The 15,108-nt window shown below is 34.5% G+C and carries 13 protein-coding genes; 6 read left to right on the top strand and 7 right to left on the bottom strand.

Features of this window, described 5'->3' with window-relative positions:
• The first annotated feature begins 268 nt into the window (after window positions 1-268).
• Genes QMO11_RS15240 through QMO11_RS15220 form a run of 5 tightly spaced genes read left to right on the top strand, consistent with a single transcriptional unit; the run spans window position 269 to window position 6,534 of the window.
• The gene (locus QMO11_RS15240; RefSeq protein WP_282038073.1) at window positions 269-1,606 is read left to right on the top strand and encodes a TolC family protein; all 1,338 of its coding nucleotides are present in this window, start codon (window positions 269-271) and stop codon (window positions 1,604-1,606) included.
• Between the two features lie 31 nt (window positions 1,607-1,637).
• Window positions 1,638-2,711, top strand: a complete 1,074-nt coding sequence (locus QMO11_RS15235; protein ID WP_282038072.1) for an efflux RND transporter periplasmic adaptor subunit — start codon at window positions 1,638-1,640, stop codon at window positions 2,709-2,711.
• 27 nt (window positions 2,712-2,738) lie between these two features.
• The gene (locus QMO11_RS15230; RefSeq protein ID WP_282038071.1) at window positions 2,739-5,984 is read left to right on the top strand and encodes an efflux RND transporter permease subunit; all 3,246 of its coding nucleotides are present in this window, start codon (window positions 2,739-2,741) and stop codon (window positions 5,982-5,984) included.
• Between the two features lie 22 nt (window positions 5,985-6,006).
• Window positions 6,007-6,318, top strand: a complete 312-nt coding sequence (locus QMO11_RS15225; protein ID WP_282038070.1) for a hypothetical protein — start codon at window positions 6,007-6,009, stop codon at window positions 6,316-6,318.
• A gap of 30 nt (window positions 6,319-6,348) precedes the next feature.
• Window positions 6,349-6,534 (top strand): YgaP family membrane protein, encoded by a 186-nt coding sequence (locus QMO11_RS15220; RefSeq protein ID WP_282038069.1) that lies wholly within the window; start codon window positions 6,349-6,351, stop codon window positions 6,532-6,534.
• Window positions 6,535-6,725: 191 nt separating this feature from the next.
• Here QMO11_RS15220 and QMO11_RS15215 read toward each other — a convergent pair whose 3' ends face one another.
• The 4 genes from QMO11_RS15215 to QMO11_RS15200 all read right to left on the bottom strand — a co-directional run bounded on the left by QMO11_RS15215 (window position 6,726) and on the right by QMO11_RS15200 (window position 11,202).
• Entirely contained in the window at window positions 6,726-7,502 is a 777-nt protein-coding gene (locus QMO11_RS15215) for a hypothetical protein (RefSeq protein ID WP_282038068.1), read from the bottom strand.
• Window positions 7,503-7,852: 350 nt separating this feature from the next.
• Window positions 7,853-9,310, bottom strand: a complete 1,458-nt coding sequence (locus QMO11_RS15210) for an aminoacyl-histidine dipeptidase (protein WP_282038067.1) — start codon at window positions 9,308-9,310, stop codon at window positions 7,853-7,855.
• Window positions 9,311-9,377: 67 nt separating this feature from the next.
• Window positions 9,378-10,238 carry a transglutaminase-like domain-containing protein gene (locus QMO11_RS15205; protein WP_075601730.1) on the bottom strand — a complete coding sequence of 287 codons (861 nt, stop codon included), beginning with the start codon at window positions 10,236-10,238 and terminating at the stop codon, window positions 9,378-9,380.
• Between the two features lie 85 nt (window positions 10,239-10,323).
• Window positions 10,324-11,202 carry a nucleoside phosphorylase gene (locus QMO11_RS15200; RefSeq protein ID WP_282038066.1) on the bottom strand — a complete coding sequence of 293 codons (879 nt, stop codon included), beginning with the start codon at window positions 11,200-11,202 and terminating at the stop codon, window positions 10,324-10,326.
• Between the two features lie 177 nt (window positions 11,203-11,379).
• Here QMO11_RS15200 and QMO11_RS15195 point away from each other — a divergent pair, with 177 nt between their 5' ends.
• Window positions 11,380-11,844, top strand: coding sequence for a DUF4293 domain-containing protein (locus tag QMO11_RS15195; RefSeq protein ID WP_282038065.1), 465 nt, complete (start codon window positions 11,380-11,382; stop codon window positions 11,842-11,844).
• 346 nt (window positions 11,845-12,190) lie between these two features.
• Here QMO11_RS15195 and QMO11_RS15190 read toward each other — a convergent pair whose 3' ends face one another.
• From QMO11_RS15190 to QMO11_RS15180, 3 genes are read right to left on the bottom strand one after another with little or no spacing between them, the layout of a single operon-like run.
• The gene (locus QMO11_RS15190) at window positions 12,191-12,634 is read right to left on the bottom strand and encodes a hypothetical protein (protein WP_075601733.1); all 444 of its coding nucleotides are present in this window, start codon (window positions 12,632-12,634) and stop codon (window positions 12,191-12,193) included.
• A gap of 42 nt (window positions 12,635-12,676) precedes the next feature.
• Complete coding sequence (locus QMO11_RS15185; protein WP_282038064.1) at window positions 12,677-14,467, bottom strand: V-type ATP synthase subunit I; 1,791 nt, start codon at window positions 14,465-14,467, stop codon at window positions 12,677-12,679.
• Between the two features lie 8 nt (window positions 14,468-14,475).
• Window positions 14,476-15,096, bottom strand: a complete 621-nt coding sequence (locus tag QMO11_RS15180) for a V-type ATP synthase subunit D (protein WP_282038063.1) — start codon at window positions 15,094-15,096, stop codon at window positions 14,476-14,478.
• Window positions 15,097-15,108 lie beyond the last annotated feature (12 nt).

Genomic DNA, 15,108 nt, shown 5'->3' with positions numbered 1-15,108 from the left:
AAACCCTCTTTAAATATAGACATCATAGATAATGACCATATTAATAAGGCTGCTTAGATCGAACTCACGTTATTTAATACATATTCTCAAGATTAGGGACCTTCAAGTTTTTTTTTATCGATCTAAAATATTGCATTATAGTTAGATATGGTAGTCTTAAAATATCTAAACATCTAGAAAGTTGTATATGTAGAAAATTAGATATATGTTTGTATTTAAATTATCAAGTGACAATGAAGCTTGATTAAATAAATAACAAACATTAAGTATGAAATCAAAACTAATAACACAATTTGCTATTACATGCATGTTATGTATTGGAATAGTTGCAGAAGCTCAAGAAGCAGCAACTGAAAGGTTGTTGTCCTTAGAGCAAGCAATTAGCCTAGCTTCTGCTAATAATAGGGTAATTCAAAAATCTCTTGCTGAGGTTGATATTGCAAAAGCAAATAACCAGCAAACAAGTGCAGCATTTTTGCCATCAGTTGATGTGTCTAGCGCTTACTTTTCTACCAATGATCCACTGAATGCATTTGGCTTCAAGTTACAACAACAGACTGTGAGTGCTGAAGATTTTAATCCGGCTATATTAAACAATCCTGGTTCTAACAATAATTTTCACACACAGGTTTTAGTAGAACAACCATTGATTAATCTCGACGCTTGGGCTGGAAGAAAAGCAACGAGTAACCAACTAAAAGCTACTGAAATGAAATCGGAGTATACCAAAGCATACATTAACCTTTTGGTTAAGCAGACTTATTTTGGTTTACAATTGGCACTAAATAGAGTTGATGTTTTAAAGAAAGCTCAAAAGACAACAGAATTGTATCTGGAAACTGCAGAAAATAATATAAAGCAGGGATACTTAAAAGATGCTGATGTAATGTCAATTAAAGTAATTAAGTATGAGCAAGAAGCCAAGCTTATTGAAGCTGAAAATAAGGTTAAATCAGTACAAGAATCACTAAATTTTTTAATTGGGAGAGATATTAATACGCCAGTTTTAGTATCTGATTCTATTGTGCAAGTACACTTTTCTTTTAACAATGTAACTACCGTAAATAATCGATCAGATGTGCTTGCAATGCGTTATGGCTTGGGAGTCTATGAAAGTATAAGGAAAAGTGAATCGTTTAAGTTTGCTCCTCGAATCAATGCATTTGGTGCCTATAATATGTACGACGCTGATTTCGGCCAGTTTGGCTCTGATAGTTATTTGGTAGGTGTTAAGTTGCAGTGGCGTATTTTTAATGGAGGAAAAAACATTGGCAAATATAAATTATCTAAAGCCAACTACAACAAAGCTCAAATCTCTTATGTGGAGTTTTTAGATAAAGGAAACCTTGAGCTATCGCAGGCTGCACGAGAAATAATTGTTGCCGAAAGCCAATTAATAAGCTACAACATGGCTTCTGATGAAGCAATTGAATCCTTAAGAATTCGTACCAACAGGTATAAAGAAGGCTTGGAGAAAACTTCAGATCTATTAATGGCAGAAACAAAAGCCGAAGAGAGTCTTTTAAAAAGACTGAATGCTATCTATAACTATAATGTGGCTGTTTTTAATTACCAATTACTCTCTTCAGAATCAGCTATTGAATAATTCTTATGTAAAAATGAAAAATATTATAAAAATGAGAACTCTAAATGTAATCATATTCACAACGCTTGCTGTATTATTTCAAGCTTGTGGAGGAAACTCCTCAGAATCAGAAAAGGATACCAAAGCTACGTTGGTAACTTCCGAAATTATTCAATTATCAACCGTTCCTAAAATATCTCAGTATACCGGAACCGTTGCGTCAGTTAACCAGTCAACATTGAGCACTCGTTTGCTAGGGCAAGTAAAGAAAGTTTATGTTAGCGAAGGCGATGTGGTTAAAGAAGGACAGTTATTGGTTTCTATTAGAAGCAATGATATTAAAGCAAAAAAGCAGCAAGTAGAAGCTAATATTTTACAAGCAGAATCGGCTTTTAAGCATGCAACAGTTGACTTTAAGAGAATCAATAATTTATTTTCGAGTAATAGTGCCACTCAAAAAGAATTAGATGACATCACAGTGCATTATGAAATGACTAAAGCACAGCTTGAAGTGGCAAAAAAGGCCAAGGATGAGGTTGACGAAATGCTTTCTTATGCAAATATTTCTGCGCCTTATTCAGGTGTAATTACCCAAAAGTTTATCGAATCTGGAGATATGGCAAATCCCGGAATGCCTTTGTTAGCAATTGAGGCACCACGTCTTTATGAAGTAAGAGCTAAAGTTCCGGAAATAGAAATTTATAAAATAGAGAAAGGTGATAAGGCAGAGGTGTGGATTGATGCTAGTAATCAGGCTATCCCAGGAACTATAACCCATATTAGTCCTTCAAGTCGTTTTTCTGGTACCCAATTCGAGGTTCGTATCAGTTTACAACCAAACGAGATTCAACAATCGTTAATAAGAAGCGGATTATTTGCTCGAGTAAATCACTTGAAAGGCGAGGAAAGAAAGTTGTTGGTAGATGAAAAATTAGTAATAGAGCGAGGTCAACTAAATGGAGTTTGGACCATAAGTAAATCAAATCAGGCCTTATTACGTTGGGTTCGTTTAGGAAAAACCTACGGTGCTAAAGTAGAGGTTATATCAGGTCTTTCAATTAATGATATACTTATAACATCATCAACAGAAAGACTTTTTGATGGTACAAAAATTCAGGTAAACTAGAATTCCGCACATAAAATCAGAATCATTATGAAAACAGGATTTGCCGGGACACTAGCCCGCATGTTTATAAAATCTAAACTCACACCATTATTGATGGTAGCGTTTATGATAATTGGTATTTACAGTTCATATCTAACCCCACGCGAAGAAGAACCTCAAATTGATGTTCCAATTGCTGATATTTTTATAGGCTACCCTGGTGCCAGCCCAAAAGAAATAGAATCAAAAATTGTAACTCCCATTGAAAAGGTTATTTCAAATGTTAAGGGAGTTGAATATGTATATTCTCAATCAATGTCTGAACAAGCCATGTTAATTGTTCAGTTTTACGTAGGCGAGGATGTAGAACGAAGTTTAGTAAAACTTTATAACGAGATTATTAAAAATATGGATGGTATGCCTGCGGGTGTTACACTTCCTTTAATAAAAACCCGTTCTATTGATGATGTTCCGGCAATGGGCTTGACTTTGTGGAGCAGCTCTTATGATGATTATCAATTAAAGCGTGTTGCTCAAGAATTAACATCAGAGATTGAAAAGATTACAGATATATCAGAAACAAAGGTTATTGGTGGTCGTAATCGCGAGATTCAGATTATTTTAGATAGAGATAAAATGAGTGCTTATCATGTCGATCCTTTGTTAATTTCGCAGCAATTAGTAGCATCAAATCAGCAAGGTTCTTCAGGGAAGTTTAACCAGAATAACCAAGAGTATTTAGTTCAAACAGGTAGGTTTTTCGAAACATCAGAAGAGGTGGCCAATTTAATAATTGGTGTACATCAAAATTCCCCTATATATCTGCATCAGGTTGCTACTATTACTGATGGGCCAGCATTACCAAATTCTTATGTAGCGTTTGGGTATGGTAAAGCTAGTGATGAAATGGTTAAATATCAGGATGAGTATTCTGCTGTAACTATTTCCATTGCTAAAAGGAGAGGAGCTGATGCCATGCGTTTAGCACAGCAGATTGAGGCAAAAATAGAAGTGCTTCAAAACGAATTGATTCCTTCAGATATTAATGTAAGTGTTACTCGAAATTATGGTGAAACAGCTTCTGATAAAGTAGGGGAATTGTTAATGCATTTATTGGGTGCAATTGTAGCTGTAACTTTTGTTGTAATGTTAGCCATGGGATGGCGTGGTGGATTAGTGGTATTTATTTCTGTACCAATAACATTTGCATTGACTATGTTCAGTTACTATTTTATGGATTACACCTTGAATAGAATTACCTTATTTGCTTTGGTATTTGTAACTGGTATTGTTGTTGATGATTCAATTATTATCGCTGAAAATATGCATAGGCATTTTAAAATGCGTCAATTACCGTTTTGGCAAGCTGCGCTGAGATCTATCGATGAAGTTGGTAATCCTACTATTTTAGCAACATTTACCGTTATAGCTGCTGTAATACCTATGGTATTTGTATCGGGTATGATGGGGCCTTATATGAGCCCAATGCCTATTGGTGCATCTATTGCCATGTTGTTCTCCTTATTAGTTGCTTTAATGATAACGCCTTGGTTGGCATATCGTTTATTAAGGCATGATGATGGGAAGGAAGATGAAACGAAAGATTATTCCCTTGAAAAAACAATTATATATAAATTGTATAATGGAACAATGCGTCCTCTAATTGAAAGTCCAGCAAAGCGTTGGATATTTATTGGAGGAGTCACATTATTGCTTTTTGCATCCGTTAGCTTGTTTTTATTTAAAGCCGTTACCGTTAAGATTTTACCATTTGATAATAAAAACGAATTTCAGGTAGTAATTGATATGCCTGAAGGAACAACTTTAGAACAAACAGCCAATGTAACCAAGGAGTTGGCTGCTTATGTTAGAAGTCATGATTTGGTATTAAATTATCAAACTTATGTTGGAAGTTCAGCTCCGATTAATTTTAATGGATTGGTTCGTCATTATGATTTAAGGCGAGGATCAAATGTTGCTGATATTCAGGTTAACTTGGTTTCAAAAAAAGAACGTGATCTTCAATCACATGATATTGCGAAAGAGCTTCGTCCTGGTTTGCAAGAGATTGGTACAAAATATAATGCTAATGTAAAAGTAGTTGAAGTACCACCAGGACCACCTGTAATGTCAACACTTGTAGCCGAAATATATGGTCCAAATTACGAAGCTCAGATGGACGTAGCCAAGCAAGTAAAAAGTCTGTTTAAATCTACAGAAAGTGTAGTTGATGTTGATTGGATGATTGAGGATGATCAGAAAGAATTCTTGTTTGATGTGGATAAAGAAAAGGCGATGTTGGCAGGAGTAGCTCCTCAGCAAATAATTCAGGCTATGAATATGGCGCTTCGTGGTTCAACTATTTCACACCTATATGCAGAAAATGATCATCAACAGGTTGGAATTACACTTCGTTTAGCAGAGAATAGTAGAACTAGTATTGATGATTTAAAAATGATTACACTTAAGTCTCAGCGAGATGAAATGGTATCAGTAGGAGATTTGGTGAAAATAAAAGAAAGTATTAAGGAAAAGAGCATCTTTCGAAAAAATCAAAAACAATTGGTTTATGTTACTGCAGATGTAGCAGGAGACCTTGAGAGTCCTGTTTATGCTATTATGGATATGAGTGAGCGAATGAATGAAATAGAACTTCCCAAGGGCTACTCTATTAAGGAATTTTATAATGGACAACCCTTTACAGAGGATAATTATAGTATTAAATGGGATGGCGAATGGCAAATTACCTATGAAGTATTTCGCGATTTGGGAACTGCTTTTGCCGTAGTGCTGATTATAATATATATGCTAATTGTAGGTTGGTTTCAGAATCTGAAGGTGCCTTTTGTTATGATGGTTGCGATACCTCTCTCATTGGTTGGGATTATTGGGGGACACTGGATGATGGGAGCATTCTTTACGGCAACTTCAATGATTGGTATGATTGCGCTAGCAGGTATAATGGTTCGGAATTCGATATTGTTAATTGATTTTGTAAATATCCGGCTTTCTGAAGGAGCTCCACTGCGAGAGGCTGTAATTGAAGCAGGTGCTGTGCGTACAACCCCTATTTTATTAACAGCAGGAACAGTTGTAATTGGGGCTGTGGTGATCTTGTTCGACCCAATATTTCAAGGCTTAGCTATTTCATTAATGGGAGGAACTATTGCCTCAACAGTTCTGACTTTAATAATAGTACCTCTTATTTACTATATGACAGAGAAAAATAAATTGGAAAATGGAGGAGAACAGCTTTTAGAAAAAAGAGAAGAAGAGAGCGTTGAAGAGCAATAATCAAACATAAAAACATTTAACTATGAAATTATTAATCGCAACAACAGTTATTGAGTACAGAGAGCAACTGCAAGAAATATTTAGCGAATATAAGGTACCTTATTATAATGAAATTGAAATGAAGGGAGTTAAGCGAATGGTAGACCAACATCGATTGGGTAATTGGTTTGGAACAGGAACTGCTGGTCTTGAGAATATTGCCTTTGTTTCTCTAATGTCAGAAGAACAAGCAAGTAGTTTGTTTAAGGTATTAACGGAATATAAAGATTCAGCTAAAAATAAAGTATTTAGTGTTTATATTCTCGAAGTAAATAAAGCTATAGAAGTAAAATAGTATAAACAATAATTTTATAAAGACAATATTATGCAAGAAAGAATTGTAAGAGCTGTAGCAGGAGTGATGGTTTTAATAAGTTTACTTTTAGCAATAATGGTAAATGTAAGCTGGTTGTATCTAGCCGGTTTTGTGGCTATTAATTTAATTCAATCATCAATTACACGATGGTGTTTTCTAACTGATATATTAACAAAAATGGGAGTGCCTAAATAGAAGTAATCACAGGTATTTATTGTTACAATAAGAAATATTCAGAATTAAATAAAGGATAGAACCATTACTTTCGTTGGAAGATTTGAAATTACTATTTAGTAATTTTTAATAGAAACTTTAGGGCTAGACTTGAACAAAAAAAAGGCAGGTTATTTTTAATAACCTGCCTAAATATTTTAAATTAATACGCATTAAAGAGTTCCCAAAACCTCATTAATTTTAGCCTGGATTTGTTCTTTTGTATATGCATATGGGTGTGTATTGTCAGTTATCCACCATATTAATTCTTGAAGAGCAACAATTAAATCCTCTTGTTCTGCAGGAGTTAAAGTAGCAAGGTAAGCAGGATTTGTTATAAATTGAACGTCATCTTCGTCACCGTTAAATTCTCCTACTGGTGTGTTATTAATAAACCCAATAAGACTTAACAATTGAGGATCACTCGTTGTTCCTACTATTTCATATTCAATTCCAATAGCACTTCCTTCGAAACCTTCATTTACACAAAATAAATTTAAAGTTACTTTAGTAGTTCCTGCTACGTTATCGAGGTTAACAATCATTTGAGTTAATACAATCCCTCTTTGAAATGCATTTATGTCTACGCCCTGATCTTCAGCTAATTGAAATATTAGACCTGGTTCAAATACTATTTGTTGAGCATTTTGAGAATTGTTTAAAAATTCCATAACTACTGTTATGAACTGCCCACCTAGACCCAATGCATCAGTAGTGCTAGCACTTTTAAGATTGGCATTCACAGGAGCAACACCAGTTACAGCACCTACTAATTCAACTCCCTCAGGAAGTAAGAATTTATTTGCTATCTCAACATCTTCAGCAACTCTATCACCCATTCCAGCAATACCTCCTACTTCGCTTCCGCTTGAAGTACCATCATTATCCTTTGTACAAGAATACATTCCTATCATAGCTACAGCTACAACTAATAAAAATAACTTTTTCATATTTCTCAGGTTTTTTAATTAATTACATTTTTAATTACTTACCTCCGCAATTTAGGGTTAGGTATTACTAAAGTCAATGAATACTCTTTAATTTGGAAATCCTAAACAAGAATGCGCCCTTGTTTAAGTATCAATAAATCAGTATATTAAGCGGTGTGAGGTGCGCCTGTTATCCAACTTGGCTTTGACGAATGAAAGCATTATTAAGACTACTCTGTATTTTTGTTTGATTAAATCATGACAATACTGGCTAATTAAGCCGTATTTAAGCGTTTTAATGTGACTTTTAATATAGGGAGGTACACTTGAGCATAAAAAAAAGGTTGACAGCAATGTCAACCTAATAATTTCTAGACTTTTGGAATGTTTAATAAAATATCTAATAAATGTTCCCAAAACTTTTTAACTGTACCTATTTCTATCTTTTCATCAGGAGAGTGGGCACCTCTAATAGTTGGGCCTATTGATATCATATCTAAATTAGGATATTTCTCAAGGAATAAACCACATTCTAATCCTGCATGAATTGCTCTTACAATTGGTTTTTCTTTGAAGAGTCTTTCGTAGGAGTTTTTTGTAATATTCAGTATTTCCGAATTTGTGTTTGGCTGCCAGCCTGGATAACCATCACCATGTGTAACATTTGCTCCTGCTAATTCAAATACACTTTGTACCATTGATGCAATATCATACTTCGCAGATTCTACAGAACTACGTTGGCTTGTTGTAATCTCAATCTGATTATCATTTTGTTTGATTGCAGCAAGGTTTGTCGATGTCTCAACTAAACCTTTGATATCTTTACTCATGGATATCACTCCATGCGGACATGCATAAATTGAATTCAGTAACTTATGTTGATCTTCTTCGGAGATTACACTTGCCGGCAAGTCACAAGATTCTAGTTCTAATTTTACCGTAGGTTCAATTTGATTCAATTCAGTTTGAATCTCATCACTAAAAATATTAAAAGCTACACGAATAGGTTCTTTCTGATGCTGGGGAATAACAGCTATAGCAAAGGCTTCTCTGGCAATTGCATTTCTTAAGTTACCGCCATCAATTTTACTAAGACGTAGTCCAAATTCCTTGGAAGCTTTCCAAAGAAACCTATTTAATATCTTATTTGCATTTCCTAAACCTTTGTCAATATCATCGCCCGAATGGCCACCCTTTAAGCCTGAGATACTAATTTTAAATGGGAACATATTCTTCGGTGTTGCATGGTTGGCGATTTTAAATTTAGCAACTGTATCAATACCTCCTGCGCATCCGATGAACAACTCACCATCGTCCTCACTATCTAAATTGAGTAGGATAGAGCTTTCAAAGAAATTCTCTTCTAAGTTAAAAGCTCCGGTTAAGCCAGTTTCTTCATCAACTGTAAATAAGCATTCTATCGGGCCGTGTTGTATATTATCAGATGCCAATAAAGCTAATTGAGCAGCAACGCCAATCCCATCATCAGCACCAAGTGTAGTATCTGTTGCTTTTACCCATCCATCAACTATTTGAGGCTTAATGGCATCATTTTCAAAATCATGATTAACCCAACTATGTTTTTCACAAACCATGTCAATATGCGATTGTAATAAAACAGATTTCATCTTTTCAAAACCTTGTGTAGCAGGTTTCGATATGAGTATGTTGCCAATGGCATCTTGCTTATATTTTAATTGTTGATTTTTTGCAAAAGAAATGAGATATGAAATAATCTTTTCTTCTTTTTTTGAAGGGCGGGGTATTTGGCATATTTCCTCAAAGTAATGCCAAACTACTTTGGGCTCTAGTGAATTTAATACAGACATAATTATAATTGAGTTTTAACCTCAAAGGTAATCGTATAAAGACAATAAGAAAATGGCTAAAATCAGTCTATTGAAAGATTGTCAGTAAATCTTTTATCTCATCTGATTTATTATCGTTGCCTTCATTTTTATAGGCATAAAGCAAGTTAAGAAGCACACGTTTAATTATATCAATGTTTGTGCAGGGCAAATAATAGCTATCGTTTTGTTCTAATTTCTGCTGCTTTATAAAATACTCAACTTCTCGTTGGCCTAATATGGCTCCTTTATTAACCGGATTAATGTAGAACATAACCTTATCTTTCCGGTTGAAATTTAAACTTGCATTTTCATCTAAAAAACAAAGTATAAAGTTTTTAGGTAGATTAACGCCAAATATTGGCAACCCTAGTCTGCGTGCAATTACAGAGTAAATAATTGAAAGAGATATTGGGTTACCTTTTTTTGTTTCAAGAACATCATTAATAAATGAATTTTTCGGAGAGTAAAAGTTTGTACTATTTCTAACAAACTTATGCAGGTCGAAAAGAACATGATTTATAATTCTTACTTTCTCAAGAGATGTTAGATGATCATTTATCTCAAGCCAAACGTCTTTTTTGTATTTTTCAATTTTAGTATTAAGATCGTCGTAATTAAGCTCGGGGTACTGAAACTTAGCAACTAAAAAGGCTCCGTAAAATAAGCTTTTTCCACCTTCAATGTGCCATTTTTCAAGCAAGCGCTTAACGTCTCTTAGCTGTAGGCTATGAATTATATTTTCTACTCTTCGTTGAAAAACGTCATCGTGAGAATGTTCCCAAGCTTTTTCGAGTTCATCTACTATGTCTATTTCAGACTTAAGTAATTCTTTTTCAACCGAGCTAAACACGTCTTTACTTGGATCATCCAATAAATATATTAATGCATTTACTTTACTCTTATCCATAATTTACTGCATTTATACTTATGTGTTGTTGACGTTTGGTTTACAGCTAATTGTTATATTAATACCAAATATGAATATTTTTTTGTTATTGTGCCAAACTATCTAATACTTTTTTGATTAAGTCAAATATTACGGGTTTATAATCTTTACTATAGGTTCCTGCTTTTCTGTTGGCAATAATAGCACATACGGTGGCTGCATTATGTCCTAATAGTTTTGAGAGCCCATAAATTGCAGAACATTCCATCTCGTAATTTGTAATGCGGTCATCATCAAATCTAAAGTTAGATATTTTCTCATTGATATCAGCATCGGCAAGGGGTAAGCGAATTACACGACCTTGAGGTCCGTAAAATCCAGGTGCAGATATAGTTACTCCTTGTTCAAAATTGTTTTCTGAGAACTTATCTAAAAGTGTTTGTGAGGCTTCTACCACATAAGGTGATGCTAAATAATGACTCCAATCTAATTCAGATTTAAAGGCTTGCTCAAAGTTTATATCAGTAACTTCATTTCTATTAGCGTAAAAATTAAGTAAACCGTCAAAGCCAATTGCCTTAGTTGACAGTAGGCAGCTATCAACAGATAAATCTTTTTGCAAGGAACCCGAAGTACCTATTCTAACAAAATTAAGTGTGGTTTTCTCTTCTTTTACGAATCGAGTATTGAAATCCACATTAACTAGAGCATCTAACTCATTTATAACTATGTCAATATTATCAGTGCCAATGCCAGTTGCCACTACGGTAAATTTAGTGCCTTTATAGCTTCCTGTAACGCTAACAAATTCTCTATTTTGACGTTTGATATCGATAGTTTCAAAATACGAAGCTACCGTTTCAACTCTTCCAGGGTCACCTACTAAAATTATATTTTGAGCTATTTCACCTGGTTTTAAGTGTAAATGAAAAACACTCCCATCAGGGTTTATTATAAGTTCAGATTCTTCAATTCTTCTGTCCATACTGAATCCTTAAATGATTAATTATTGATTGAAGCTTGAAAGTTAATAAATAGTAGCAAATAGAATAATGATGATATCACATATAATTCGGTTTTTTATCAACAATCTATACATACTTTAGAGATATTATCTTTTTACTTCTGAGTATTATATTTATTTTTGGCAAAATTTAAAATTATGATTCAAAGAATACAATCTATTTACTTACTAATAGCCACATTATTTGGTCTTTCAATGCTGTTTGCTAATCAAATTGATTTTGTGAGTGAAACAGCTAATTATGCTCTTAATTTTAAAGGGTTTTATTCAGTTACTAATACTGCAATGCCTGAGGTGACTTCAACATTAGCTCTCAGTATACTTTTATTTATAACTCCTTTAATTTCATTAGTTAATATCTTTTTATTTAAAAAAAGAATGGTGCAAATTCGTTTGTGTGCAGCTAATATAGGATTGTTATTAGGGGTAACTGCCATGGTATATTATTTTGGCATTGTTGGTATGAAAGAGTTAATGGCAACGAGTAAAACTTACGGAGTGACAATGGTATTTCCTATTGCCTCTGCAATATTAAATTTCTTAGCAATGCGCGGTATCATTAACGATGAAGCATTAATAAAGTCAATGGATAGAATAAGATAAAATATTATAGAATTTATAAATAGTTCAAAAGCGAATTGGTTTCATTAATCAATTCGCTTTTTTATTGGAGTTAATAGCTTCCTGTTAGTTTCCGTTTTTGCAGATAGGCATATGACACACTGCAGGGGAATAGCATACAGTTTTGCTGATAGTAAATCTGCTGTTTGTCTTGAGTGATAATGTGGTAAAGGTATTGTAAATCAATAGGCTATGATCTGGTTCTTCTTATGTGTATTGCATGCCAGATTCTTATACACTTTATCTATAAGACCGATTTGTTATAAACAAAAAAACCTCGATGACTAAAGCCATCGAGGTTAATAAAAAAGAATATTTTATAAGCTTATTAAGCTGCCGATAAAATCACAACTAGAAGACCTAAAATTGCATATAACTCAGGGAATACACCTAAAATCATAGTGTTAGCAAATACTTTGTGTCCTGAACCAATTGCAGCAATACCGCTAGCACAAACTTGACCTTGACGGATACCTGAGAATAAACCTCCAAGTCCCATTGCTAAAGAAGCACCAAATACAGTTGCAGCAGTTGTCCATGAAACATCACCTGAAGTAACCATTGGTTGCATCATAAAGAATCCTACGAAACCATAAAGACCCTGTGTTGATGGTAAAGCTGAAAGTACCATATAGTTACCAAAAGCAGATGCATCTTTTTTCATTGCACCAATTGCAGCGTTACCACTGATAGATACTCCGTAGATACTACCAATCCCTGATAAACCTACCATTAAACCAATTCCGATGTAAGCTAAAACGATTGCTTCCATAATTTCTATTTTTTATAAATTTTATATTATTCTTAAACTAAATTACTTTTTGAAAGGTGCGTATTTTTCGCCTCCACCTTCGAAACCGGCGTTTTTGTAGAACTCTACAAATGTTAATCGTAATGGGTGAACAAAACTACCAAGCAGTGCCATAAAGAAATTTAAACTATGACCAAAAGCTAAAATAAGTATTGTTACTAAAATACCTACCACTGGAATATCTGGCGACAAATTAAAGGCCAACATATTAAATACATTACCTAAAATTGCACTTGATAAACCTAAGGCAAATAAACGGATATAAGATAAAACATCGCCCAATAAACCTGATGCCATACCGTATGTTTCCCATAATCCAGATCCTAAATTTAATAATGGATTTTTACCTGGAGTATTGTAGAAAAGTGCCGGTATTGCTCCAATAATACCTACTGCTGCTGCAATAGTATTGGCCAATGAAACATCAATCATTTCTTGCATACCTAAACCATAGGCTGGTAATGCAATACCAATAATTAATATCCATCCAATTTGTGAAATGGCATATTTAAAACCATATCCCTTACTTAAGTTTACGGCTTTAATTACCATACCAAATATAACCTGGAAGTACCCTAAAATTAAGGACAGTACCATTAAGTTATCCGTAGATAAAATCCATGTTTGATATGATTTAAGCCAACCTGCTGTTGCTTCCATCTCGGCAAACATAACACCAAAGGCAGTACCTCCAAGTATTCCCATAATTGTAGTAGATAGTCCTAAAAAGAAGCCTAACCACAATAAAGGTTTTACCTTTTGACTTGCTTTACTCATGCCAAATAATGTACCTAGCATAATTAAAGCACCGTAACCTGCATCGCCTAAACAAAAACCAAAAAACAGCATGTAAAAAGGCGCAAAGAACGGCGTAAGATCTAACTCACTACTCTTAGGCAGTGTGTATAAATCTCCAATTGGTTCAAATAAACGCGAGAACCAGTTGTTCTTTAACTTAATAGGCATCTCATCTTTTGGCGTTGGTGCTTCAGATAAATAGATAACACCCAATTGATCTACTTCTGCGTCGAACTCTGTTTCATTTTCGGCAGGTATCCAACCCGATAAAACTACCAACTTATCGTCAGCCACTTTATCACCGCTATTTACCGCTTTCGAGAAATCAAGTTCTGCTTCAATACCAGCAATACTATTATTCAGAATCTCGGGAGCATAAGCACTTATATCATCCAACTCGCGATTTAATCGTTCAAACTCTTCACGCTCTTGCGCAATTTGCTTTTGAAAATGTGAAATCGGATACTCAATGCTTACCTCATCTAAGTTGGCATGTTGCAATTTCTGATCACCCTTGGTAAGCGCAACTAAAAACAGTTCACCATTATCTTGATTTACTACTTCTATGTCAGCACTTGAAGCCCAATCATCATCCCAATTTTTCTCTTCGCAAACAAAAAACTGAATATTGTACCCAGCTTCCTTAATACCTGCTAGAGATTGCGGATTGTATTCTCCCCAAGGAATCATGTTGTCATATTCCTTTTCGAGAGATGCAATATCTTGAGATAGATTGTTTGATGCCTCTTGTTTATCCTCAATAACCTTTAATAATTCATCAGCATCGGTAATTAGAGCTTTAGTCTCATTCTCGCTTCCACGAGATTCGAGATCGCGCACAATACCTTTGATGTGATTTATTCGAGTTATTTTGGCTGCATTTTCGTCGCTTAATTCACTCTCCGACGCTTCGATATGAAGCACGCCTAGAGAACGCAATTTCTCTAAAAAAGGCGTATAGTCTTTGTGATAAACTAAGAACGAATACTTTTTCATTGCTTGAATCATGATTCCGCCTCCATTTCTGCTAATGCGGCTTGTGCAGCCTGTCGGTTTTTCACAATTTTCTGTGCCGATTTAGAAAGATTCTCCTCATCCTCAAGGAATCGTTTAATTTTTCTGATGGCATCTTTATATCCTGGAATCTGTACTTTTTCGTATAAATTCACTTTCTGAGTAGTTTTTTTACGAGCTACATCAAGCAACTCCATCTTTCTAAGAAAGACTTCGCGCTCAATGGCAATTTTTGCCAGTTTTTCTACAACTGTTACTCCATCTAAAAACCACACTGGTTTACTAAACAGCGCAAATGGCTCTTTTTTAAATACTACGTCTGTTAAAACAGGAGTTTGCACACCGGCTATTTTTTTACTTTCGAGAATTACATCCTCAATAGAAATAATATCGGTATCAAACTCGCCCCATAAACGAGACATTTTATCTAAGTCCGCCATTTGTGTTTCAAGCTCCTTTTCAAGCTCTGTGGCTTGCTTTTTGGCTCGCTTCACCTCAATACGCAATGCTGCTTCTTTATTCTGAAGCGTGGGTAAAGCGCGCTCACGAATCTTGAGCTGCTTATCCAGCATTTGCTGAGAGGTTTTATTATATTGAAACTTTACGGACATATTAACTTTTTA

Origin of the sequence: Saccharicrinis aurantiacus, from assembly GCF_947489045.1 — a bacterium.
Lineage (GTDB): Bacteria > Bacteroidota > Bacteroidia > Bacteroidales > Marinilabiliaceae > Saccharicrinis > Saccharicrinis aurantiacus.
This window is presented reverse-complemented; position numbering and strand designations above follow the sequence as displayed.

Coding starts and splice junctions, on each gene's coding strand:
- QMO11_RS15240 (WP_282038073.1), top strand. CDS start 269: ATGAAATCAAAACTAATAACACAATTTGCTATTACATGCATGTTATGT.
- QMO11_RS15210 (WP_282038067.1), bottom strand. CDS start 9,310: ATGTCTGTATTAAATTCACTAGAGCCCAAAGTAGTTTGGCATTACTTT.
- QMO11_RS15215 (WP_282038068.1), bottom strand. CDS start 7,502: ATGAAAAAGTTATTTTTATTAGTTGTAGCTGTAGCTATGATAGGAATG.
- QMO11_RS15185 (WP_282038064.1), bottom strand. CDS start 14,467: ATGAAAAAGTATTCGTTCTTAGTTTATCACAAAGACTATACGCCTTTT.
- QMO11_RS15220 (WP_282038069.1), top strand. CDS start 6,349: ATGCAAGAAAGAATTGTAAGAGCTGTAGCAGGAGTGATGGTTTTAATA.
- QMO11_RS15235 (WP_282038072.1), top strand. CDS start 1,638: ATGAGAACTCTAAATGTAATCATATTCACAACGCTTGCTGTATTATTT.
- QMO11_RS15190 (WP_075601733.1), bottom strand. CDS start 12,634: ATGGAAGCAATCGTTTTAGCTTACATCGGAATTGGTTTAATGGTAGGT.
- QMO11_RS15180 (WP_282038063.1), bottom strand. CDS start 15,096: ATGTCCGTAAAGTTTCAATATAATAAAACCTCTCAGCAAATGCTGGAT.
- QMO11_RS15205 (WP_075601730.1), bottom strand. CDS start 10,238: ATGGATAAGAGTAAAGTAAATGCATTAATATATTTATTGGATGATCCA.
- QMO11_RS15200 (WP_282038066.1), bottom strand. CDS start 11,202: ATGGACAGAAGAATTGAAGAATCTGAACTTATAATAAACCCTGATGGG.
- QMO11_RS15195 (WP_282038065.1), top strand. CDS start 11,380: ATGATTCAAAGAATACAATCTATTTACTTACTAATAGCCACATTATTT.
- QMO11_RS15230 (WP_282038071.1), top strand. CDS start 2,739: ATGAAAACAGGATTTGCCGGGACACTAGCCCGCATGTTTATAAAATCT.
- QMO11_RS15225 (WP_282038070.1), top strand. CDS start 6,007: ATGAAATTATTAATCGCAACAACAGTTATTGAGTACAGAGAGCAACTG.